Below are 20,023 nucleotides of genomic sequence, written 5' to 3'. Positions count from 1 at the left end.
GTGCGCCGTCGGCCGTCCTCAGCGGACGGCCGCGCGGAGCGCCGTCCGCAGGCGCTCGGGCTCGACCCGCCAGATGGTGTGCACGCGACCGTCGATCAGGACGACCGGGATCTCTTCCGCGTACTCGGCGGTGAGCTCGGCGTCGTCGAGGATGTTCTTCTCGTCGACGACCATGCCGGCATCGACGAACTCGGCTTCGGCCAGCACGCCGTGCACCGCGGAACGGGCGTCGTCGCACAGGTGGCAGCCCGGCTTGGTCAGGAGGGTGATTCGCGGTTCGGCCATGCCCTCAAGGGTAGCGAGGGCCGGATGGCGCCCGGGCACGACGAAGGCCCCCGGCGACCGGTGGTCGGCGGGGGCCTTCGCGTCGAGCGACTACTTCTTGTTGCGACGCTGGTGACGAGTCTTGCGAAGCAGCTTGCGGTGCTTCTTCTTCGCCATGCGCTTGCGACGCTTCTTGATGACAGAACCCATAGAGGACCTCACTGATTTCTGGATTGGACCGACCGGGTCCGAAACAGAACCGCGGAAAAATGCCTCGGGTCAGTCTACTAGGACGGCCCGAGAAAGTCGAAGTGGGCCTACCCGACGTCGGCGATGCCGATTCGCAGCACGGCCGCGACGGCCGATTCCGGCACGCGGAAGGACCGCCCGAAGCGGATCGCCGGCAGCTCGCCCGAGTGGACCATGCGGTAGACCGTCATCTTCGACACGCGCATCATGTCGGCCACCTCGGCGACCGTGAGGAACCGCACATCCGACAGATCCTGCGACATGACCCTGCCTCGTCTCGGGCCCCGGCCGGGGCTGTGGAGCAGACGGGTGTTCCCCATGTGCCTGGGGGCAACTCTAGGGGCGCGTGTGACTCGGTGTAAAGGCGCCCGGGCCGCTACTGGCCGGTGCGTCCCCACCGCTTGCGGACGGGGTCGATGACGCGCTCGTCCAGGGCCCCGAGCGCGCTCTGGGCGTCGTGCAGGGCCGAGGAGGCGCGGTGCTGGGCCCCGGCCGCGTAGCGACCCAGCGTGCTCCCGACGTCCTCGGCGTCGGGCAGGTTCTCGGCCGCCCGCCGGAGCGGGGCGGGGACGGAGGCCCCGGCCCAGGCGGCGAAGGGCGTGCTGGCCAACGCCTCGGAGGTCAGCGAGTCGGCACTGACGAACGGGATCAACCAGTCCTCGACCACCTCGAGCGGCCCCGACTCGAGCGAGTAGTACCGGTGCTGCCCTTCTTCGCGGACGCGCACCAGACCGGCCTCGCGCAGCACCCGGAGGTGCTTCGAGACGGTCGGCTGGCTGACGCCGAGGGACGTGACCATCTCACCCACGCTGATGTCGGCATTGGCGGAGTCGGTCGACAGCGAGGCGTCGAGCAGCACCTTCAAGAGGTCTCGGCGGGTGGCGTCGGCGATCACGGCGAAGATGTCCGGCATGCGACCAGCGTAGTGACCCGGGATAGCATGACCGTCGTGACTCGCGCCCCCGTCGCCGGTCGACGCCGCCCCTCGGACCCCGGCCGCTCGCCCTGGCGCAGACTCAGCGACGCGATCGACGACATCGGTCGCAAGTCGCCCGCGCGCTTCGCCATCCTGATCTTCACCGGCCTCATCGTCGTCTTCACCCTGCTGTTCTCGCTGCCGATCGCCTCGGCCGACCGGACGATCACCCCGCTGGCCGACTCCGTGTTCACGGCCGTCTCGGTCATCTGCGTGACCGGCCTCGCGACGGTCGACATGGCCACCCACTGGTCCCTGTTCGGCCACGTCGTCATCTTCGTCGGCGTGCAGATCGGGGCGATCGGCGTGCTCACGCTCGCGTCGATCATGGGCCTCGTCGTCTCGCGCAAGCTCGGCCTCCGCGCCCGGCTCATGGCCGCCGGCGACCAGAACCCGCTGCGGGTGCACGCCGGCCCGGTGCCCGAGGGTCAGGCCGTGCGGCTCGGCGAGATCGGTGGCCTGCTGACGACGGTGGCCCTCAGCTCGTTCGTGATCCAGCTCGTCATCGCGGTGCTGATGATCCCCCGCATGCTGATCGACGGCATCCCCGTCGGCGACGCGGTGCTCGACAGCTTCTACTACTCGGCGATGGCCTTCACGAACACCGGGTTCACGCCCAACGCCGAAGGTCTGGCCGCGTTCGAGAACGACTACTGGTTCCTCAGCCTGATCATGGTCGGGGTCTTCCTCGGCAGCATCGGGTTCCCGGTGATCTACGCCCTGGCCCGGAACCCCCGCAATCCCCGGCGCTGGTCCGTCCACGTCAAGCTGACCCTGCTGACGACGGCGATCCTCATCGTGTTCGGCATGGTGCTCTACATCGTCCTCGAGTTCGACAACCCGAAGACGTTCGGCGGCATCGAGGCCGGCCCGACGGTGTTCCAGTCCCTGTTCCTCAGCATGATGACGAGGTCGGGCGGTTTCTCGACGATCCAGATCTCCGACCTGAACGGATCGTCGCTCCTCGTCACCGACATGCTCATGTTCATCGGCGGCGGCTCGGCGTCGACCGCCGGAGGCATCAAGGTCACGACGCTCGCGGTGCTGTTCCTGGCGGCCTTCGCGGAGGCGCGCGGCCAGCGGTCGATGGAGGCCTTCGGCCGCCGCATCCCCAGCGACGTCCTGCGCCTGGCCGTCAGCGTCGTCCTCTGGGGCGCCACGATCGTCGCCGTGTCGAGCATCCTGATCATGCACATCACGAAGGAGCCCCTCGACCACGTGCTGTTCGAGTCCATCTCGGCGTTCGCCACCTCGGGGCTCAGCACCGGCCTGACCGACCGCCTGCCGGACTCGGCGAAGTACATCCTGGCGGTCACGATGTGGATGGGCCGCGTTGGTACAGTGACACTCTCCGTCGCCCTGGCCGCCAGCCAACGACGCCAGCTGTTCACCCGAGCCGAGGAGCGACCGATCGTTGGTTGACAAGATCAAGCACGACGCCCCGGTGCTCGTCATCGGCCTCGGACGCTTCGGCGCCGCGACCGCCGGACAGCTCGAACGGCAGGACCGTGACGTGCTCGCCGTCGACACCGACGCCGGGCTCGTGCAGAAATGGGCCGACCGCGTGACGCACGCGGTGCAGGCCGACGCCCGGAGCATCGACGCCCTCAAGCAGATCGGCGCGCAGGACTTCTCGATCGCGGTCGTCGCCGTCGGCTCGTCCATCGAGGCCAGCGTGCTCATCACGGCCAACCTGGTCGACCTGAAGGTGCCGCAGATCTGGGCGAAGGCGATCAGCCAGTCGCACGGCAAGATCCTCGCCCGCATCGGCGCAAACCACGTCATCTACCCCGAGCGCGAGGCCGGCGAGCGCGTCGCGCACCTCGTCTCGGGCCGGATGCTCGACTACATCGAGTTCGACGACGCCTTCGCGATCGTCAAGATGTATCCGCCGAAGCCCGTCCGCGGTGCCTCGTTGGCCGCGTCGAACATCCGCAAGAAGTACGGCATCACGATCGTCGGCGTCAAGAGCCCCGGTGGGGCGTTCGTCGAGGCGACCCCCGAGACGGTCATCAGCAACCACGACCTGATCATCGTGTCGGGCGACAGCCGCGCCATCGAGCGCTTCGCCGCCCTCGAGGGCTGATCGCCTAGCGCCCTTCGGCGATCTCGCGGTTGCGGGCCAGGGCCGCCTGGGTCGCCCGCTCGAACAGCTCGAGCAGACCACCGTCGGCGAGTTCGGCCACGGCGCGCTCGGTCGTTCCGCCAGGGCTCGTGACACGGCGACGGAGTTCGGCCGGTGCGGCGTCGGCCGGCAGGACGTCGCTCGTCGCGAGCAGCTCGCTCGCGCCACGGAACGTGCCCTGCACCAGGGTGGCGGCCTGCGCGCGGGTGAAGCCCAACGCGACCGCCGCCTCCTGCAGTTGCTCGACGAGGTAGAAGACGTACGCGGGGCCCGAACCCGAGATCGTGCTGAGCGCGTCGATCTGCGCCTCGGGGACGACCACGACGTCGCCGACGACGGCGAAGAGCGACCGGGCCAGGGCCAGGTCGGCGTCGGTCGAGCGCGACCCGGCGCTCAGGCCGGTCACCCCGAGACCGACGTGCGACGGCGTGTTCGGCATGGAGCGCAGCACCGACACGGACTCGGGCAGCGCCGCCTCCATCGTGGCCGTCGTCACGCCGGCGGCCAGGCTCACGACGACGGCGCCCGCGTCGAGCACGGGACCGATCTCGTGCAGCAGGTCGACCACCATGTGCGGCTTCACGCCGATCAGCACCAGCCGCGCACCGACGACCGCGGAGGAGTTGGCGCTCGGGTCGGTCTCGGTGGCGAGGGAGGTGACCCCGCCGTGCCGCAGCGCGCGGGCCTTGACCTCGGTGCGGTTCGTCACCCGCACGCCCCCGTCGACGGACACCTCGGGGCGCAGCAGGCCCTGCAGGATCGCGCCGCCCATCGAGCCGGCTCCGAGAATCGCTGTGGTGGGGAGGGTGGTGACCATCCGGCCATCCTAGGATCGACCAGGACCACACGAGGGGATCGAACCGATGAGCAGTCACGGCGGCAACAAGGCGATCATCGCCGCACTCAGCGCGAACCTGGGCATCGCGGTGACGAAGTTCATCGCCTGGGCGTTCTCGGGGTCGTCGTCCATGCTCGCCGAGGGCGTCCACTCCCTGGCGGACTCGGGCAACCAGCTCCTGCTGCTGCTCGGTGGCCGCAAGGCGAAGAAGGCCGCCGACGCCGACCACCCCTTCGGCCACGGGCGCGAACGCTACGTCTACGCGTTCGTCGTCTCGATCATCCTGTTCAGCGTCGGTGGCGTGTTCTCGCTCTACGAGGGCGTCGAGAAGCTGCGCGAGCCGCACCCCCTCGAGGTGCCCTGGCTGCCCGTCCTCGTGCTCGCCATCTCGCTCGCCCTCGAGGGGTTCTCGCTGCGCACCGCGATCCGCGAGTCCCGCCCGAGCAAGGGTCAGCAGAGCTGGGTCGCGTTCGTGCGCCGGGCCAAGGCCCCCGAGCTGCCGGTCGTGCTGCTCGAGGACGCCGCCGCGCTGCTCGGCCTGTCGTTCGCCATGATCGGCGTCGTGCTCACCTGGATCACCGGTGACGGCGTCTTCGACGCGATCGGCACCCTCGCGATCGGCGTGCTGCTCGTCGCGGTGGCCGTGATCCTCGGCATCGAGACGAAGAGCCTGCTCGTCGGCGAGGGCGCCTCGGCCGAGGACGTCCAGAAGATCCGCGCCGCGATCACGGGCGGGCCCGAGGTCGAGTCGATCATCCACATGAAGACCCTCTACCTCGGTCCCGACGAGCTGCTCGTCGGCGTCAAGGTCGCGATGCCCGGCCGCACGGTGCTGGCCGACGTCGCGAGCGCCATCAACGCCGTCGAGTCGCGCATCCGCGAGGCCGTGCCGATCGCCCGCGTCATCTACGTCGAACCCGACGTCTGGGTCAAGCCGGGCCAGGTCGACCCGCCGACCGACGCGATCGTCATCCGCGCGGCCGACTGACCCGAGGAGGCGCGGATCGGCCCTCGGGGTCGGCCCGCCTCAGTGCCCCTCGACGACGCGCCGCGCGGCGAAGAAGTCGTCCAGCCGAGCCCGGCACTCGGCCTCGCGCACGCCGGCGTACACCTCGGCGCGGTGCGGGAGCCTGCGGTCTCGGACGATGTCGTAGACGCTGCCCGCGCCTCCTGCCTTGTCGTCCCAGGCCCCGTAGACGAGCCGCGGGACCCGGGCGGCGAGCAGGGCCCCGGCGCACATGGGGCACGGTTCGAGGGTGACCACGAGCGTCGTGCCGGTGAGGTGCCAGTCGCCGGTGTGCGCCGCGGCGGCCCGCAGCGCGATCACCTCGGCGTGGGCGGTCGGGTCCTGCCGCAGCTCGCGTTCGTTCCGACCGGTCGCGATGACCAGGCCGTCGGTGTCGACCACCACGGCACCGACCGGCACGTCGGCCGAGACACGGCACGCGTCGGCCTCGGCGAGGGCGAGCGACATCCAGTCGTCGAACTCGGGCGGGACGGCGATCACGGGGCCTCTGCGGGGTCGGGACGGCTCACGGAACCGGTCGACTCCGCTACCGTTGAGCCTATGCGAGTGCACGTAGCGGACCACCCCCTGATCACCCACAAGCTGACCGTGCTCCGCGACAAGAGCACACCCTCCCCCACCTTCCGGGCGCTGACCGAAGAACTCGTCACGCTGCTGGCCTACGAGGCCACGCGCGACGTCCGCACCAGCCCCGTCGACATCGAGACCCCGGTCGGTCCGACCACGGGTCTCGAGATCAGCCAGCCGCGACCGCTCGTCGTGCCGATCCTGCGCGCCGGCCTCGGCATGCTCGAGGGCATGACCAAGCTCGTCCCCACGGCCGAGGTCGGATTCCTCGGCATGGTGCGCGACGAAGAGACCCTCCAGCCCACGACCTACGCCGAGCGTCTGCCCGACGACCTCTCGAACCGTCAGTGCTTCGTGCTCGACCCGATGCTCGCCACCGGCGGTTCGCTCATCGCGGCGATCGACTACCTGCTCGACCGCGGCGCCGTCGACGTCACGGCGGTCTGCATCCTGGCCGCACCCGAGGGCCTCGCCGCCGTCGAGAAGGCGATGGAGGGCCGCGACGTCCACGTCGTGCTGGGCGCCGTCGACGAGAAGCTCAACGAGCAGGGCTACATCGTGCCGGGCCTCGGCGACGCGGGCGACCGCCTCTACGGGCTCGCCTGAGCCCCGTCGCCCCGACGCCCCGGACCGCGCCTCCTCGACCGCAGGAGGCGCGGTCCGGCGTTTCCGGGCCGCTCACGGTGCCGGAACGCGAACGTCGCTTGACATCGCGACGCGGGGTGTAACAAGATCGACCCCATGACTAACAGTGTGCTCACCCCGACCTCTCGTGAGGCCCTCGGGAGCACCGGCATGATGATGCCGATGCACGCTGTCATGTGTCGAATGTGTGCCTGATCCGGTCACACACCTCGCCGAGTCGAAGCTGCTGACACCGCCAGCTGAGCTCGTGACCCCACCCGGTCACTGAGCCACCGACTCCAGGATGCCCCGCGTCGCCACCCTCGACGCGCATCCCGAACGGTGCATCGCACCGACTGCTCGTGACGTACGGCACCATCGCCGGCGGGATCGAGCACCGACACACATCGAGCAGTCCCTCCGCACCCGGCGACCCGTCGGCCCGAGAGACCGCCGCCGTCACGCAAGGACCCCGCCTGTCATGTCCCTCATCCTCGACCGCCCCGTCACCGCCACCCGCACCGTCTCGCCCGCCCGTTCCGCCGCCCCGACGCCCCTCCGCGAGGTCGCGCCCGCCCTCTCGGCCGCCCCCAGCGACGCGTCCGTCGTCGCGAGTCCCGCTGCTCCCGCGGCACCTCGACCCCGCGCCGTGCCCGAGGGCACCGAGGCCCGCGGCTTCGTCCTCTACGTCGGGCTCGACGAGCTCAAGGCCGCCGCCGACGGCACCTCGCTCGGCGACGTCGTCTCGCAGATCAAGGAGCTCGTCGGACGGATCGCCCCGTCGGCCGAGACGCACGCCGCCGTGGCCCTCGCCCCCGAGGGGGCCGGCGGCCGAGACGTCGAGGTCGTCCGCCTGGCCCTGCAGGACCCGGCCGCCCTGGCGAAGCGCCGACAGGTCACCGAGGACGACGAGCCCGGTGCCCGTGGCGGCGTCGTCGTCGACATCTCGCGCAAGCGCCTGCTGCTGGACGGCGACGTGGCTCCCCTGACCTACAAGGAGTTCGAGCTGCTGCAGTACCTCGTCCTGCGCGAGGGCCGCACCATCGAACGAGCAGAGCTGATCTCGAGCCTCTGGGCCGACGGCGACGACGAGGTGCCGAACGAACGCACCATCGACGTGCACGTCCGTCGACTGCGGTCGAAACTCGGCGCCTTCGAGGACATCGTCCGCACCGTCCGCGGGGTCGGCTACCGGTTCGACCGCCACGCGGACGTCTCGATCCGTCACGCGTCGACCCCGTCGCCCGACGTGTTCTGAACCCCGTCCGACACACGCGCCGGCCGCGGCGACGGCTCGGTGCGAGTTCCCAGGAATTCCTCGGGTCCACCCCTGGACCACCGTTACCGATCCGTTATAGATTGTGTCTCGCCGACGTCGTTTGCTGTGGCGGCCGAGGCGGAATGTGATTGCAGGACACTCCTGGTGCAAGGGAAGAGGGCCGGTCGCCATCGGGCGACCGTCCCTCTGTCGTGTACCCCCGGGTACACGCTCGCTCGTCGCCGCCCCCGCGCGTCGGCCCGAGGTCGGTGGCCTTTCGTAGACTCGACCTCGACGAACGTGAGGGACGACATGAGCGAGACATCGATGGCCGTGGGGGCCTGGGAAGCCCTGTTCCGGGCCCAGGTCAGCGTCATGCGTGAACTGACCGAGTGCTTCCCGACCCACGAGATCTCGTTCAACGAGTACGACGTGTTGTTCAACTTGTCCAACCAGCCCGATCGGCGGGCCCGCATCCGCGACCTGACCCGCCACCTGTTGCTGACGCAGCCGAGCATCAGCCGTCTCGTCGACCGACTGGCGTCGAAGGGCATCGTCGAGAAGGCCTCCGACCCCGGCGACGGCCGGGGCATCATCGTGACCATGACGGACGAGGGCTACGACCTCTACCGGCGCACGGCGGTCAGCCACGCCGAGGCCATCCGTCGTCGCGTGGGCGGAGCACTCGACGACGACGAACTGGCCTCGCTCGCCGATCTGTGCACCAAGCTGCGGCTCGGCACGCCGGTCGGGACGAACGCATGACCTCCCCTTCCATCGTCTGGTTGCGCGACGACCTGCGCCTCGCCGACAACCCCGCCCTCGTGGCCGCCGTCGAGCGCGGCGAACCGGTCGTCGTCCTCTTCCTGCTCGACGACGAGACCGACGGCCTGCGCCCCCTCGGCGGGGCCTCACGCTGGTGGCTGCACCACAGCCTCGCCGCCCTCGCCGAATCGCTGCAGGCCGTCGGTGGGCGACTCACGCTGCGCCGGGGCCCGCAAGCCCGCGAACTCCCCCGTCTCGTCGACGAGGTGGGCGCGGGCGCCGTCTTCTGGAACCGCCGGTACGGCCTGGCCGCCCGCGACGCCGACGCCGGGCTCAAGTCGTCGCTGCGCGAGCGTGGGCTCGACGTTCGCAGCTTCCAGGCGAACCTCATGTTCGAACCGTGGACCATCCAGACCGGGCAGGGCCAGCCGTTCAAGGTCTTCACGCCGTTCTGGCGCGCCTGCCTCGACCGGCCCGAACCCCGCCACCCCGAGGCGGCACCCGACGAGCTGCACGTCCCCCACGCGACGCCCGACAGCGACGACCTCGACTCGTGGGCGCTGCTGCCCACGACCCCCGACTGGTCGGCCGGCCTGCGCGACGCCTGGACCCCGGGCGAGGCGTCGGCCCTCGACACCCTCGAACGTTTCGCCACCGGCCACCTGGCCGACTACGGCCTGCGCGACGAGCCGGCCCAAGAGGCGACGAGCCACCTCTCGCCGCACCTCCGCTTCGGCGAGGTCAGCCCGTTCCAGGTCTGGCACCGCATGCGCGGCGACCTGGCACCCGACGCCCGAGAACAGGCCTCGGGCTTCCTGCGCGAACTCGTGTGGCGCGAGTTCAACCACAGCGTCCTCTTCGCGAACCCGCACCTCGCCACGAAGAACTACCGGCCAGAGTTCGACGACTTCCCGTGGCACGAACTCGAACCCGGCGAACTCGAGGCGTGGCAGCAGGGCACGACCGGCATCCCGCTGGTCGACGCGGGCATGCGAGAGCTGTGGACGACCGGGTACATGCACAACCGGGTTCGCATGGTCACGGCGAGCTTCTTGGTCAAGAACCTGCTGGCCGACTGGCGGGTGGGCGAGCAGTGGTTCTGGGACACCCTGGTCGACGCGGACGAGGCGAACAACCCCGCGAACTGGCAGTGGACGGCCGGCTCGGGTGCGGACGCGGCCCCGTACTTCCGAGTGTTCAACCCCGTCCTGCAGGCCGACAAGTTCGACAAGCACCGCGACTACGTGCGGCGCTGGGTCCCCGAGGTCGACACCGACTCGTACCCCGAGCCCATGGTCGACCTCAAGGCCTCCCGCCGGGCCGCGCTCGACGCCTACGAAGCCATGCGCCGCACCACGCGCACCGAATGACCCCGCCCCTCGAGAGGATCGCCTCCGTGACGACGTCATCACGACCCGACCGCACCGAACCACCCACGGGGATCGACGCCGTGTTCGCCGCACGCGCTCCCGAGCGGCGCGGCCCGAGCGCCGTGTGGGCGACCTTCGACCGTTCGGGCGTCACGCACGACGGCTCCTACGGCCAGGTCGCCCCCGGCACCGCGCCCGGCGTCGACACGGCGTACCGCATCGCCTCGTGCACGAAGAGCTTCACCGCCACCGCCCTGCTCGCCCAGCGCGACGCCGGGCTCGTGTCCATCGACGCACCGATCACCGACTTCGTGCCCGCCTTCGCCGACGTGGCCCTGCCCACCGCCGACTCCCCCGTGCCGACCCTGCGCATGCTCCTGACCATGTCGGCCGGCTTCCCCACGGACGATCCGTGGGGCGACCGGCAAGAATCCCTCACCGACGACGGACTCGACGCCCTGCTGCGGGCCGGGCTCAGCTTCGACAGCGTGCCGGGCACCACCTTTGCCTACTCCAACCTCGGCTTCGCCCTCGTGGGCCGGGCGATCGCGGCCGTCGCCGGCAAGCCCTACCGTGAGGTCGTCGAGTCGACGATCCTCGAACCGCTCGGCCTGACGGCCACCGGCTTCGAGGCGACCGTGCGGGCGATGGGCGGCGTCGCGATCGGCCATCGCCGCACCTCCGACGGGGGTGAGCCCCTGCCGTTCTCAGGCCCGGGCGCGTTCTCACCGATCGGCGGCTTGTTCAGCACCGTGACCGACCTGGCGCGCTGGGCGCGCTGGCTGGGTTCCGCCTTCGACCCCGAGGGCCGCGGCGACCTCGACGGCATCCTCTCGCGCGCCTCCCGACGCGAGATGCAACAGGTGCAGCGTTTCGTCCCCGCCCGAGTCGGGCACCCCGGCGGCTACGGGTTCGGTCTGTTCGTCGAGCACTACCCCGACCACGGCCCCGTCGTGTCGCACAGCGGGGGCTACCCCGGGTTCTCGGCCCACATGCGCTGGCAGACCGCGACCGGCCTCGGCGCGATCGGGTTCGAGAACGCGACCTATTCGAAGGTCTCCGAGCCGATCGGGCTCGCGCTCGACGGCCTGATGGCCGAGCGCCCCGATGCCCGCGTCGTCGTGCGGCCGTGGCCCGAGACGTCGGCGGCCCGCGAGGCGGTCGAGGCCGTCGTCCTCGGCGGCGCCGTGCCCGACGGGTTGTTCAGCGAGAACGTCGAGGCGGACCTGCCGCTCGACCGACGCCGCGCCTCCTGGGCCGCCGCCGTCGAGTCCGTGGGCGGTTGGGACGACGACGGCGAGGCATCGCCGCCCGACGAGTCGTCCGCTCCCTCGCACCTGGTGTGGCGACGACGGGGAGCCCGGGGCGTCGTCCGGTTCGAGATCCGGCTCACCCCCGAGCGTCCGCCCCGGGTCCAGACCGTGCTGGTGAGCGCCGAGAGCGCACGGTAGCCGAGGGCTCGCCGGGACAGGCGTCGTCAGTCGGGCAAGGCGTCGTCACGCGGGCCAGGCGTCGTCAGGCGGGCCCGACGCTGTCACGCGAGCCCGACGCGGTCAGGCGGGCGGCCGTCCTCCGGCGACCCCGGCGGCACGGGCGGCGGCACGGGCCCCACTCCGACCCGCGACCCCCAGGCTGCCCGTCGTCGCCCACGCGGCGATGAACCCGGCCGAGAACGCGTCCACGAGACCCACCGAGTCGACCCAGCGCGAGACGACCCCGTCGACCACGACCGGTTGCTGCCCCCGCGAGACCACGACGGCACCCCCGTCGTCGGCGACGATCGCGACCACGCCGACCTGCTCGGCGAGCGCCGTCGCCGACGCGACCGGGTCGTCCAGCCCGGTGAGCTCGCGAGCGGTCTCGTCCGACGGGAAGAACAGGTCGGCTCCGTGGACGGCCGCGAGGAACGCCGACGCCCCGAAGCGGCGGACGATCGAGGCGCTGCCCGGGGCGACCGAGACGAGCGCCCCCGCCTCCCGGGCCCGTCCCACGAGGCGTCGGAGGGCGACCGGGCTGCGGGACTGGGCGACGGTGTAGCCCGTGAAGTGCACGAGACCGGCCCCGGCGACCAGGTCGTCGGGGACGTCGTCGGGGCTCAGCGAGGCACCGGCCCCCCGATCGGTGAACATGATGCGCGACGAGCCGTCGACGGTGATGACGACCGTGCCGGTCGGATCGTGGGCGTCGTAGGACAGACGGGCCACGACCCCCGCGTTGGCGAGCAGTTGCGCGTGGCGTTGCAGGTCGGCCGTGCCGACCCGACCGACGAACGAGACCTCGACCCCCAACGACCCGAGCCACGCCGCCGTGTTCGCCGCCGAACCCCCGGCCCGGTGCCGGATGGTGGCGGCCGTCTCGGTCCCGGTGCCGTCCTCCGCCCGGGGGGTGACGATGATGTCGTCGAGGACGTCCCCGAAGACGAGGACGGGCGACCCGGTGCGGGGTCGGCCGCCGGAGCGGCGGAAGCGGTCGCTGGCGGGGATCATCGGCATCCAGCCGACCACGGATCGGAGGCCGGGACGGGACGAGGAGGCGCAAATCACCCTCGCGGGTGCGTCACGTTCACCCGTCCCGGCCTCGCGCCCGGCCCGCTCGGCCCCGACTCAGACGGTGGCGGGCAGCGGGGCCGGGGCCTCGCGACGGGCGCGCCGGCCCCGGACGACCAGGGCGTCGAGGGCGAAGCGGCCCGGCCCGGTGAGCACGACCGCGACGGAGACGACCGCCAGGACGAGGACGTACTCGAACCCACCCGTCGTCGAGTAGAAGCCGTTCGGCAGGTGGACGGCGACCAGGGCGACGACCGCCGTCACCGCCAGGAGCGCCGCGGCGACACGGGTGGCGACGCCGACCACGAGCGCGACGCCACCGGCGAGCTCGGTGACGGCCGCGACCGGGGCGGCGACCTCGGCGAGCGGGATGCCCATGCCCCCGAAGGCGCCCTGCGTCGCGGCGAGGCCGTCGACGGCGAGCTTCTGCCAGCCATGGGCGACGAACACGACCCCGAGGACGACGCGGACGAGGAGGAGGCCGAGGGACGAGAGAGCTGACGACACGAGGTGCCTTTCGGTCGGGGACGGGGTCGTGGCACGTCGTCGGGCCCTCCGCCACGGTAGGAGGTGACGCGTCACCGACCGGGGTCGTGGAGATCCCTGCCAGGCCTTCGCCAGAGCCTTGTCAGGCTCGGGTGGGGCATCCGGGGGACGCGGGGACGCGTCGCGAGGGCGGTTCGGCGGACGCGTGGCGTGCCCCGCGGGCGCTGTCGGTGGTCCCGGGCAGGATCGGGGCAGGACCACGGGACGGGCCGACGAGCCCCCGACGAGAGGCGGCACACATGGCGACCATCGCGATCACGGGAGGCTCGGGCCGCATCGCGACCTGGGTCCGCCCTCTTCTGCTCGAGGCCGGCCACGACCTGCGGCTGCTCGACGTGGTCACGCCACCCGGCGACCTCCGACGACGAGAGACCTTCGAGCACGTCGGCGTGACCGATCTCGACTCCCTCACCGTGGCGTTCGCCGGGGCCGACCTGGTCGTCCACCTCGCGTCGCACGCCAGCGAGCGCACGTGGCACGAGATCCGCGACCTCAACGTCGAGAGCGCCTACGTGGCACACGAGGCCGCCCGTCGGGCCGGCGTGACCCGGCTGCTCGCGGCCAGCTCGGTGCACGCCGTCGGGTTCGAACCGGGCTCGAGCGCCGCCGACCACGACGTGCCGGCCCCCCGGCCCGACACGTTCTACGGCGTCAGCAAGGTGCTGCTCGAGGCGGTGGGCAGCCTGTACGCCGACCGCTTCGGCTCGACCGTGGTGTCGGCGCGCATCATGACGGCCGAGGTCGAGCCGCACGACGTCCGCAGCCTCGGCACCTGGCTGTCCCCGGCCGACGCGACGCGGCTGATCCTGGCCACCCTGACGACGGCACCGGCCGGGCACCACGTCGTCTGGGGCGTCAGTCGCAACACCCGTCGCGTCGTGTCGCTCGCGGCGGGCGAGGCCATCGGCTACCACCCCGAGGACGACGCCGAGGCGTTCGCCGACCGCTTCGCCGGTCAGGTCCTGCCCCCCGACGCGCCCGTCGGCGGGGACTTCACGACCATGCCGTTGGGCGAGACCCGGTGACCCGCCCGAGGGCGGCATCCGGTCACGCGCGCGAGGCCGATAGCGTGGCCGTGTGACCCCCACCCAGCACTCGTCGTCCGTCGCCGAGATCGACCCCGTCGTCCTCTACGAGATCCTCCGCCTCCGGGTCGACGTCTTCGTCGTCGAACAGGAGTGCCCCTACCCCGAGCTCGACGGGCGCGACCTCGAGCCGACCGCGCGCCTCCTCTGGTTCGCCGACGACGACGCCCGGGTCCTGGCGACGCTCCGGGTGCTGCACGACGGCGACGACCGTCGCATCGGCCGGGTGGCGACGGCGTCGTCGGCTCGCGGTCGCGGGCTCGCCGCCGACCTCATGCGGTCGGCCGTCGACGAGTGCGACGGTCGACTGGTCCGGCTCGACGCCCAGGCCCACCTCTCGGGCTGGTACGCCCGGTTCGGCTTCGTGGTCGACGGTGACGAGTTCCTCGAGGACGGCATCCCCCACCTGCCGATGACGCTCGCCGCCACGCGCTGACGCCGGCCCCTGGCACGGCACCGGCTGATCGGTCAGACGGTCGGGCCGGGGTGGTGGTGCTCGAAGACCAGGCTGGTCCGGGTCGAGGCGACGGCCGGGTGCGCCGAGAGGTGGTCGAGGACGAACTCGCGCACGTCGTTCGTGTCGCGGACGGCCAGGTGGATGATGAAGTCCTCGGACCCGCCGAGGAAGAACAGCTGCACCACCTGCGGCAGGGCCCGGATCTCGGCCGAGAAGGCGGCGATCCGCTGTCGGGCCGACGCGAGGATCGTCACGCTGATCAGCGCCTGCAGGTCGAGTCCGAGCGCCGACAGGTCGACGTCGGCTCCGAAGCCGGCGACGACGCCGCGCTCGACGAGGGACCGGAGGCGCGCGAGACAGGTCGACGGAGCGATCCCGACCTGCGCGGCCAACGTGGCGTTGGGGGTCCGACTGTTCGCGAGCAGCAGGCGCACGAGCTGCCGGTCGATCTCGTCGAGCCGAACGTCCTTCGTCGCAGCCATGCCTCGTCCCGTCCCTCACCGTCGATCGTGCGGCCAGGCAGGGCCTGCACAGAATCTCGTGCGGAGAGCTTGGCACGCATCGGCACGAAACAGCACACTGACCTCAGTTCGGCGAACAGAGGCGTGCACCGGCCGCCCGTCGTCGAGGCCACTCCCCGAGAGGACGAACCATGCGCGTCGGCATCCCCACCGAGATCAAGAACAACGAGAACCGCGTCGCCGCGACACCGGCCGGAGTCCACGAGTTCTCCCGCCGTGGACACGACGTGATCGTGCAGGCCGGCGCCGGACGGGGGTCGGGGTTCACCGATGCCGAGTTCGTCGCCGCGGGTGCGACGGTCGTGGACGACGCGGCCGACGTCTGGGGCGAGGCCGATCTGCTGATGAAGGTCAAGGAGCCGATCGCGGCCGAGTACCCGCTCATGCGGGCGGACCAGACCCTCTTCACCTATCTGCACCTCGCGGCCTCACCCGAGTGCACCGAGGCCGTCCTCGCGTCCGGCACGACCGCGATCGCCTACGAGACGGTCCAGCGGGACGATCGCAGCCTGCCGCTGCTCTCGCCCATGAGCGAGGTCGCCGGCCGCCTCTCCACGATGGTCGGCGCCTACCACCTCATGAAGCCGATCGGGGGCACGGGCGTGCTGCTCGGCGGCGTCCCCGGCACCCCGAAGGCGAAGGTGGTGGTCATCGGCGGCGGCGTCGCCGGTGAACACGCCGCGGCGAACGCCCTCGGCCTCGGCGCCGACGTGACCGTCATCGACGTGTCGCTTCCGCGCCTCCGCGCCCTCGAGGTGCAGTTCGGCGGCAGGGTGCAGACCCGCGCCTCGACGGCCTACGAGATCGGCGCCCAGGTCGCGGCCGCCGACCTGGTGATCGGTTCGGTTCTGATCCCCGGCGCACAGGCCCCCAAGCTCGTCACCGACGAGATGGTGGCGTCGATGCGTCCCGGGTCGGTGCTCGTCGACATCGCCATCGACCAGGGCGGCTGCTTCGAGGGCTCGCGCGCGACCACGCACGACGACCCGACCTTCGCCGTCCACGACAGCGTCTACTACTGCGTCGCCAACATGCCCGGCGCGGTCCCCCAGACCTCGACCCGGGCCCTGACGAACGCGACCATGCCCTACGCACTCGCCCTCGCCGACCGGGGGTGGCGTGACGCCATCGCGGCGGATGCGTCGTTGGCCCGCGGCGTCAACGCGGTCGCGGGGCAGATCACCAACGCGGGCGTCGCGGCGGCGGCCGGCGTCGACCTGGTGGACGCCCGCGCGCTCTGACCCGTCCGACGACGCGACGGCCCACCTCCGCGACGGCGCCCTCCCGGACGCGGGGCGAACCGGTCCGGCCGGTAAGCGAAGACCTCCCTCCGAACCAGGTGGTCCGGAGAGGTGCAGCCCCTATGCTCTGGACATGGCACGACGACCCACCCCTCCGCGGGAGCGGCTGCTCGAGGCGGCGCGGACCGAGTTCGCGGCCCGCGGCCTCGCCGGAGCCCGCGTCGACACGATCGCGCGCGACGCCGAGGCGAGCAAAGAACGGCTCTACGCCCACTTCTCGACCAAGCGCGACCTGTTCGACGCCGCCCTCGGCGAGAGCATCGGCCGCTGGGTCGCGGTCGTCCCCTTCGACGCCCACGACCTGCCGGGCTGGGCCAGCGCGCTCTACGACCACCTGGCGTCGAACCCCGACGACGCGCGCCTCCTGCTCTGGGGCCAGATCGAGGGCGTCGCGTTGCCGAGCCCCGGCGTGCTCGACCACGGTCAGCTCGAGGCGCGCCGTGACTCGGTGCGTGCGGCCCAGGACGCGGGTGACATCTCGTCCGGCTGGGACGCCGACGAGTTGCTGACCATGGTCTTCGGCGTCGTGCTGGCCTGGTTCGTCACGCCCGAGGCCACCAACCTGCACACCGGCCCGCAGCAGCGTCGGTGCGACGTCGTCCGTCAGGCCGTCGCCCGCATCGTCGACCCCGGCTGAACCGCCCCCGGCACCGTCCGACCCGCCGGGAGTAGCGTCCCCGTGTGACCACGACCGAACCCACTCCCGCCCTCTCCCCCGACCTTCAGCGCGTCCTCGACAGCGTGCCCGACCCGGGCGGCGTCACGACGTCGGACGAGGTCTACGCGGCGACCGACGTCGATCTCGAGGGGTTCCTCGCGACGCCGGCCGGCGCCTCCTCGTCCGGGCTCGTGCCCGGCGTGCTCGTGCTGCACGACTGGTTCGGCGTCGTCGACCACGTCAAGGTGCGCGCGCAGATGCTCGCGCGGCTCGGCTACGTGGCGCTGGCCGGCGACGTCTACGGGCAGGGGGTCCGCCCGTCGCCCGAGGAGGCCGCCGGCGAGGCGGGCAAGTACTACGGTGACGTCGCGCTGTTCCGGTCGCGCCTGCTCGCGAACCTCGAGCGCCTGCGCGCCGAGCCGGGCGTCGACCCGTCGCGGATCGCGGTGATGGGCTACTGCTTCGGCGGCTCGGGTGCCCTCGAGCTGGCCCGCGCGGGTGCCGACGTCGCCGGCGTCGTGTCGTTCCACGGAGGGCTCGGGACGGGGATGCCCGCCGAGAAGGGTGCCGTGACGGCCCCGCTGCTCGTGATGACGGGTGCCGCCGACCCGGTGGTGCCCGACGAGGCGGTGGTCGGCTTCGAGGACGAGATGCGCGCCGCCGAGGCACCCGACTGGCAGGTGCTGAGCTACAGCGGCGTCATGCACGCCTTCGCCGTCCCCGGGACGGACGCACCCGATCACGGGGCCCAGTACGACGCCCGCGCGGATCGTCGCTCGTGGCAGCAGCTGGAGACGTTCCTGTCCGAGGTCTTCGCCTAGGCCCGACGGGCCCGACGGGCCCGACGGGCGCGACGCCAGACCGTCAGGAGGCGCGGTGCCGGGACGCTCGTCGCCCCGGCACCGCCTCCGTCGTCAGAAGCCGGCCACGCGGGCCGTGCCGGCCCGGGCAAGGTCGCGCAGCTGGACGGCCGTCGCGACGGCGGCGTGGGCGGCCTCGGCACCCTTGTCCTCCTTCGAGCCGGGGAGGCCTGCCCGGTCGAGGCCCTGCTGCTCGTCGTCGAGGGTGAGCACGCCGAACCCGACGGGCTTGCCCGTGTCGAGCGTCACCCGCAGCAGGCCCGAGGTCGCGGCGTCGGACACGTACTCGAAGTGCGGCGTGCCGCCGCGAATGATGACGCCGAGGGCCACGACCGCGTCGGCCCCGGCCTCGAGAGCGGCCTTCGCGACGACGGGCAGTTCGAAGCTGCCGGGCACGCGCACGACCGTGGCCGTGGCGCCGAGGCGCTCGACCGTCGACAGCGCGCCGGCCAGCAGGCCGTCGGTGATCGTCTCGTGCCAGGTCCCGGCGACGATCGTGACACGGATTCCCATGCCGTCGACGTCGAGTTCGGTGGGGGCGCCTTCTCCGCTCATGCGGGGTCTCCTTCGGTCGTGCGGGTGGTGGTCGTGGTGTCGGTGGCCCGGGAGTCGGACGCAGGGGATGGTGCGTCGAGGTCGCGGTCGCCCAGCCAGGAGACGAGAGCGGCGATCGTCACGACCGGCACGCCCTCGCGGGCCCCGAAGTCGAGCAGAGCCCGCAGTCGCATCATCTCGCCGTCGTCGCCCACGATCTCGCTGATGACGGCCACGGGTCGCAGCCCCGCGGCCTTCATCAGGTCGACCGAGGCCTCGGTGTGGCCATCGCGCTCACGCACTCCGCCGTCACGGGCGCGCAGCGGCAGGACGTGCCCGGGGCGGTGCAGGTCGTCGCGAACGCTGGTCGGCGACGCGAGCGTGCGGAGGGTCGTCGCCCGGTCGGAGGCGCTGATGCCCGTCGTCACGCCGGCCGCCGCGTCGACGCTGACCGTGTAGGCCGTGCCCCGGGCGTCCTCGTTGTGGGCGACCATGGGCGGCAGGTCGAGTCGGTCGGCGATCTCGTTCGTCATCGGTGCGCAGACGAAACCGGAGGACACCCGGACCGTCCAGGCGATCCACTCGGCCGAGGCCAACTCGGCCGACAGGACGACGTCACCCTCGTTCTCGCGGGACTCGTCGTCGACCACCACGACCGGGCGACCACGGCGCAGGTGCTCGAGGGCGAGCTCGATCGGGGCGAGGCGCGAGTCGACCCGCCCCTCCTCCCGGGGCGTCGACACGGTCACGGGCGCCCCGTCACGGCGGCGTCCCGCGGGTCCGCCGCGTCGGCCGGCGTGGCCGCACCGCGCGGGCCGTCGGCGTCGAGCGCGTCCAGTCGCAGCATGCGGCGCACGTGACGGGCGAGCACGTCGGTCTCGACGTTGACGCGGTCGCCGACGGCCTTGCCGCCCAGGGTCGTCACGGCGAGCGTCTCGGGGATGAGGCTGACCTCGAACCAGCCCGGCACCTCGCCGGGTTCGCTGATCGCGCTCACCGTGAGGCTGACGCCGTCGAGCGTCACCGACCCCTTGTCGACGAGCAGGGGCGCGAGGTCGTCGGCGAGGTCGAACCGGACCCGACGCCAGGCCTCGCCCTCTTCGATCTCGACGACCGTGGCCGTGCCGTCGACGTGGCCCTGGACGATGTGACCGCCCAGGCGGTCGCCGACGCGGGCGGCTCGTTCGAGGTTGACGGGCGTCCCGGGGCCGAACGTCCCCACGGTGCTCATGGCCAGGGTCTGCCGCATGACGTCGGCCGTGAAGGTGTCACCCTGCTGCTCGACCACCGTCAGGCAGACGCCGCTGACCGAGATGGAGTCACCGTGCGCGGCGTCGGTCAGCACGGCGGGGCCGTGGACCGTCAGGCGGACGCTGTCCCCCTGGTCGGCGACGCGCTCGACGCGTCCGAGTTCTTCGACGAGGCCGGTGAACATCAGCGCACCACCGGGCC

General features: G+C 72.0%; 24 protein-coding genes and 1 pseudogene. 13 read left to right on the top strand and 12 right to left on the bottom strand.

The window, feature by feature from the left end:
• Nucleotides 1-18: 18 nt before the first annotated feature.
• The 4 genes from IFT79_RS12835 to IFT79_RS16975 form a co-directional block, all read right to left on the bottom strand.
• On the bottom strand, nt 19-285 hold the full coding sequence (locus tag IFT79_RS12835) for a glutaredoxin family protein (protein ID WP_192124555.1): 267 nt from the start codon (nt 283-285) through the stop codon (nt 19-21).
• A 90-nt stretch (nt 286-375) separates the two neighbouring features.
• Nucleotides 376-474, bottom strand: a complete 99-nt coding sequence (locus tag IFT79_RS12830; protein WP_003792170.1) for a 30S ribosomal protein bS22 — start codon at nt 472-474, stop codon at nt 376-378.
• 107 nt (nt 475-581) lie between these two features.
• Nucleotides 582-776, bottom strand: coding sequence for a helix-turn-helix domain-containing protein (locus tag IFT79_RS12825; protein ID WP_043593002.1), 195 nt, complete (start codon nt 774-776; stop codon nt 582-584).
• 113 nt (nt 777-889) lie between these two features.
• Nucleotides 890-1,426: an ArsR/SmtB family transcription factor gene (locus IFT79_RS16975; RefSeq protein WP_082460318.1), complete on the bottom strand. Its 537-nt coding sequence runs from the start codon at nt 1,424-1,426 to the stop codon at nt 890-892.
• 36 nt (nt 1,427-1,462) lie between these two features.
• Between IFT79_RS16975 and IFT79_RS12815 the strand changes: the two genes are divergently transcribed.
• Together IFT79_RS12815 and IFT79_RS12810 are read left to right on the top strand one after the other, a co-directional pair.
• On the top strand, nt 1,463-2,911 hold the full coding sequence (locus IFT79_RS12815) for a TrkH family potassium uptake protein (RefSeq protein ID WP_370516184.1): 1,449 nt from the start codon (nt 1,463-1,465) through the stop codon (nt 2,909-2,911).
• Nucleotides 2,904-3,575, top strand: a complete 672-nt coding sequence (locus IFT79_RS12810) for a potassium channel family protein (RefSeq protein WP_043593005.1) — start codon at nt 2,904-2,906, stop codon at nt 3,573-3,575. The genes IFT79_RS12815 and IFT79_RS12810 overlap by 8 nt, the downstream gene beginning before the upstream one ends.
• 4 nt (nt 3,576-3,579) lie before the next feature.
• Here the strand turns inward: IFT79_RS12810 and proC are convergent, their stop codons facing one another.
• Entirely contained in the window at nt 3,580-4,431 is an 852-nt protein-coding gene (gene proC / locus IFT79_RS12805; protein WP_192124553.1) for a pyrroline-5-carboxylate reductase, read from the bottom strand.
• Between the two features lie 46 nt (nt 4,432-4,477).
• On the opposite strand from proC, the gene IFT79_RS12800 reads away from it, so the two are divergent.
• Nucleotides 4,478-5,440, top strand: coding sequence for a cation diffusion facilitator family transporter (locus IFT79_RS12800; RefSeq protein WP_123570541.1), 963 nt, complete (start codon nt 4,478-4,480; stop codon nt 5,438-5,440).
• Between the two features lie 39 nt (nt 5,441-5,479).
• On the opposite strand, the gene IFT79_RS12795 is transcribed toward IFT79_RS12800, so the two are convergent.
• A complete protein-coding gene (locus tag IFT79_RS12795) occupies nt 5,480-5,926 on the bottom strand; it encodes a nucleoside deaminase (RefSeq protein ID WP_192124821.1) in 447 nt (148 codons plus the stop codon).
• Nucleotides 5,927-6,019: 93 nt separating this feature from the next.
• Here IFT79_RS12795 and upp point away from each other — a divergent pair, with 93 nt between their 5' ends.
• The 5 genes from upp to IFT79_RS12770 all read left to right on the top strand — a co-directional run bounded on the left by upp (nt 6,020) and on the right by IFT79_RS12770 (nt 11,514).
• On the top strand, nt 6,020-6,652 hold the full coding sequence (gene upp, locus IFT79_RS12790) for a uracil phosphoribosyltransferase (RefSeq protein WP_043593011.1): 633 nt from the start codon (nt 6,020-6,022) through the stop codon (nt 6,650-6,652).
• A 499-nt stretch (nt 6,653-7,151) separates the two neighbouring features.
• Complete coding sequence (locus IFT79_RS12785; protein ID WP_192124551.1) at nt 7,152-7,928, top strand: winged helix-turn-helix domain-containing protein; 777 nt, start codon at nt 7,152-7,154, stop codon at nt 7,926-7,928.
• Between the two features lie 312 nt (nt 7,929-8,240).
• Complete coding sequence (locus tag IFT79_RS12780) at nt 8,241-8,693, top strand: MarR family winged helix-turn-helix transcriptional regulator (protein ID WP_056046607.1); 453 nt, start codon at nt 8,241-8,243, stop codon at nt 8,691-8,693.
• Nucleotides 8,690-10,063: a cryptochrome/photolyase family protein gene (locus IFT79_RS12775; protein ID WP_192124549.1), complete on the top strand. Its 1,374-nt coding sequence runs from the start codon at nt 8,690-8,692 to the stop codon at nt 10,061-10,063. Before IFT79_RS12780 ends, IFT79_RS12775 begins: the two co-directional genes overlap by 4 nt.
• 26 nt (nt 10,064-10,089) lie before the next feature.
• Complete coding sequence (locus tag IFT79_RS12770) at nt 10,090-11,514, top strand: serine hydrolase (protein ID WP_192124547.1); 1,425 nt, start codon at nt 10,090-10,092, stop codon at nt 11,512-11,514.
• A gap of 102 nt (nt 11,515-11,616) precedes the next feature.
• Here IFT79_RS12770 and IFT79_RS12765 read toward each other — a convergent pair whose 3' ends face one another.
• Nucleotides 11,617-12,549: a carbohydrate kinase family protein gene (locus tag IFT79_RS12765; RefSeq protein WP_192124545.1), complete on the bottom strand. Its 933-nt coding sequence runs from the start codon at nt 12,547-12,549 to the stop codon at nt 11,617-11,619.
• A gap of 117 nt (nt 12,550-12,666) precedes the next feature.
• A complete protein-coding gene (locus tag IFT79_RS12760; protein WP_192124543.1) occupies nt 12,667-13,116 on the bottom strand; it encodes a DoxX family protein in 450 nt (149 codons plus the stop codon).
• A gap of 278 nt (nt 13,117-13,394) precedes the next feature.
• Between IFT79_RS12760 and IFT79_RS12755 the strand changes: the two genes are divergently transcribed.
• Together IFT79_RS12755 and IFT79_RS12750 are read left to right on the top strand one after the other, a co-directional pair.
• Nucleotides 13,395-14,180, top strand: coding sequence for an NAD-dependent epimerase/dehydratase family protein (locus IFT79_RS12755; protein WP_159826042.1), 786 nt, complete (start codon nt 13,395-13,397; stop codon nt 14,178-14,180).
• Nucleotides 14,181-14,232: 52 nt separating this feature from the next.
• Nucleotides 14,233-14,676, top strand: coding sequence for a GNAT family N-acetyltransferase (locus IFT79_RS12750; RefSeq protein ID WP_192124541.1), 444 nt, complete (start codon nt 14,233-14,235; stop codon nt 14,674-14,676).
• Nucleotides 14,677-14,708: 32 nt separating this feature from the next.
• Here IFT79_RS12750 and IFT79_RS12745 read toward each other — a convergent pair whose 3' ends face one another.
• Complete coding sequence (locus IFT79_RS12745) at nt 14,709-15,179, bottom strand: Lrp/AsnC family transcriptional regulator (RefSeq protein ID WP_056046623.1); 471 nt, start codon at nt 15,177-15,179, stop codon at nt 14,709-14,711.
• Between the two features lie 170 nt (nt 15,180-15,349).
• Between IFT79_RS12745 and ald the strand changes: the two genes are divergently transcribed.
• From ald to IFT79_RS12730, 3 genes are all read left to right on the top strand, one after another.
• Nucleotides 15,350-16,459 (top strand): alanine dehydrogenase, encoded by a 1,110-nt coding sequence (gene ald, locus IFT79_RS12740; RefSeq protein ID WP_123570549.1) that lies wholly within the window; start codon nt 15,350-15,352, stop codon nt 16,457-16,459.
• Nucleotides 16,460-16,592: 133 nt separating this feature from the next.
• Complete coding sequence (locus tag IFT79_RS12735) at nt 16,593-17,156, top strand: TetR family transcriptional regulator (RefSeq protein WP_056046627.1); 564 nt, start codon at nt 16,593-16,595, stop codon at nt 17,154-17,156.
• A gap of 44 nt (nt 17,157-17,200) precedes the next feature.
• Nucleotides 17,201-17,998 (top strand): dienelactone hydrolase family protein, encoded by a 798-nt coding sequence (locus tag IFT79_RS12730; RefSeq protein WP_123570551.1) that lies wholly within the window; start codon nt 17,201-17,203, stop codon nt 17,996-17,998.
• A 93-nt stretch (nt 17,999-18,091) separates the two neighbouring features.
• Here IFT79_RS12730 and ribH read toward each other — a convergent pair whose 3' ends face one another.
• The 3 genes and pseudogenes from ribH to IFT79_RS12715 all read right to left on the bottom strand — a co-directional run bounded on the left by ribH (nt 18,092) and on the right by IFT79_RS12715 (nt 20,006).
• Nucleotides 18,092-18,592 (bottom strand): 6,7-dimethyl-8-ribityllumazine synthase, encoded by a 501-nt coding sequence (gene ribH, locus IFT79_RS12725; RefSeq protein ID WP_192124539.1) that lies wholly within the window; start codon nt 18,590-18,592, stop codon nt 18,092-18,094.
• 103 nt (nt 18,593-18,695) lie between these two features.
• Nucleotides 18,696-19,266, bottom strand: a pseudogene (gene ribB / locus IFT79_RS12720) (3,4-dihydroxy-2-butanone-4-phosphate synthase); the annotation flags it as partial.
• Nucleotides 19,267-19,316: 50 nt separating this feature from the next.
• Nucleotides 19,317-20,006 carry a riboflavin synthase gene (locus tag IFT79_RS12715; RefSeq protein WP_192124537.1) on the bottom strand — a complete coding sequence of 230 codons (690 nt, stop codon included), beginning with the start codon at nt 20,004-20,006 and terminating at the stop codon, nt 19,317-19,319.
• Nucleotides 20,007-20,023: the final 17 nt, after the last annotated feature.

Source organism: Frigoribacterium sp. CFBP 8759, assembly GCF_014841655.1.
Classification (GTDB): domain Bacteria; phylum Actinomycetota; class Actinomycetes; order Actinomycetales; family Microbacteriaceae; genus Frigoribacterium.
The sequence above is the reverse complement of the archived record's forward strand: the minus strand, read 5'-3'. Positions and strand labels throughout refer to the sequence as shown.

What these genes read in the sequence shown, in the direction of transcription:
- IFT79_RS12785 (WP_192124551.1), top strand. Translation starts at nt 7,152, where the DNA reads ATGTCCCTCATCCTCGACCGCCCCGTCACCGCCACCCGCACCGTCTCG.
- IFT79_RS12835 (WP_192124555.1), bottom strand. Translation starts at nt 285, where the DNA reads ATGGCCGAACCGCGAATCACCCTCCTGACCAAGCCGGGCTGCCACCTG.
- IFT79_RS12755 (WP_159826042.1), top strand. Translation starts at nt 13,395, where the DNA reads ATGGCGACCATCGCGATCACGGGAGGCTCGGGCCGCATCGCGACCTGG.
- ribH (WP_192124539.1), bottom strand. Translation starts at nt 18,592, where the DNA reads ATGAGCGGAGAAGGCGCCCCCACCGAACTCGACGTCGACGGCATGGGA.
- proC (WP_192124553.1), bottom strand. Translation starts at nt 4,431, where the DNA reads ATGGTCACCACCCTCCCCACCACAGCGATTCTCGGAGCCGGCTCGATG.
- IFT79_RS12830 (WP_003792170.1), bottom strand. Translation starts at nt 474, where the DNA reads ATGGGTTCTGTCATCAAGAAGCGTCGCAAGCGCATGGCGAAGAAGAAG.
- IFT79_RS12715 (WP_192124537.1), bottom strand. Translation starts at nt 20,006, where the DNA reads ATGTTCACCGGCCTCGTCGAAGAACTCGGACGCGTCGAGCGCGTCGCC.
- IFT79_RS16975 (WP_082460318.1), bottom strand. Translation starts at nt 1,426, where the DNA reads ATGCCGGACATCTTCGCCGTGATCGCCGACGCCACCCGCCGAGACCTC.
- IFT79_RS12780 (WP_056046607.1), top strand. Translation starts at nt 8,241, where the DNA reads ATGAGCGAGACATCGATGGCCGTGGGGGCCTGGGAAGCCCTGTTCCGG.
- IFT79_RS12735 (WP_056046627.1), top strand. Translation starts at nt 16,593, where the DNA reads ATGGCACGACGACCCACCCCTCCGCGGGAGCGGCTGCTCGAGGCGGCG.
- IFT79_RS12800 (WP_123570541.1), top strand. Translation starts at nt 4,478, where the DNA reads ATGAGCAGTCACGGCGGCAACAAGGCGATCATCGCCGCACTCAGCGCG.
- IFT79_RS12795 (WP_192124821.1), bottom strand. Translation starts at nt 5,926, where the DNA reads ATGTCGCTCGCCCTCGCCGAGGCCGACGCGTGCCGTGTCTCGGCCGAC.
- IFT79_RS12765 (WP_192124545.1), bottom strand. Translation starts at nt 12,549, where the DNA reads ATGATCCCCGCCAGCGACCGCTTCCGCCGCTCCGGCGGCCGACCCCGC.
- upp (WP_043593011.1), top strand. Translation starts at nt 6,020, where the DNA reads ATGCGAGTGCACGTAGCGGACCACCCCCTGATCACCCACAAGCTGACC.
- IFT79_RS12745 (WP_056046623.1), bottom strand. Translation starts at nt 15,179, where the DNA reads ATGGCTGCGACGAAGGACGTTCGGCTCGACGAGATCGACCGGCAGCTC.
- IFT79_RS12775 (WP_192124549.1), top strand. Translation starts at nt 8,690, where the DNA reads ATGACCTCCCCTTCCATCGTCTGGTTGCGCGACGACCTGCGCCTCGCC.
- IFT79_RS12825 (WP_043593002.1), bottom strand. Translation starts at nt 776, where the DNA reads ATGTCGCAGGATCTGTCGGATGTGCGGTTCCTCACGGTCGCCGAGGTG.
- ald (WP_123570549.1), top strand. Translation starts at nt 15,350, where the DNA reads ATGCGCGTCGGCATCCCCACCGAGATCAAGAACAACGAGAACCGCGTC.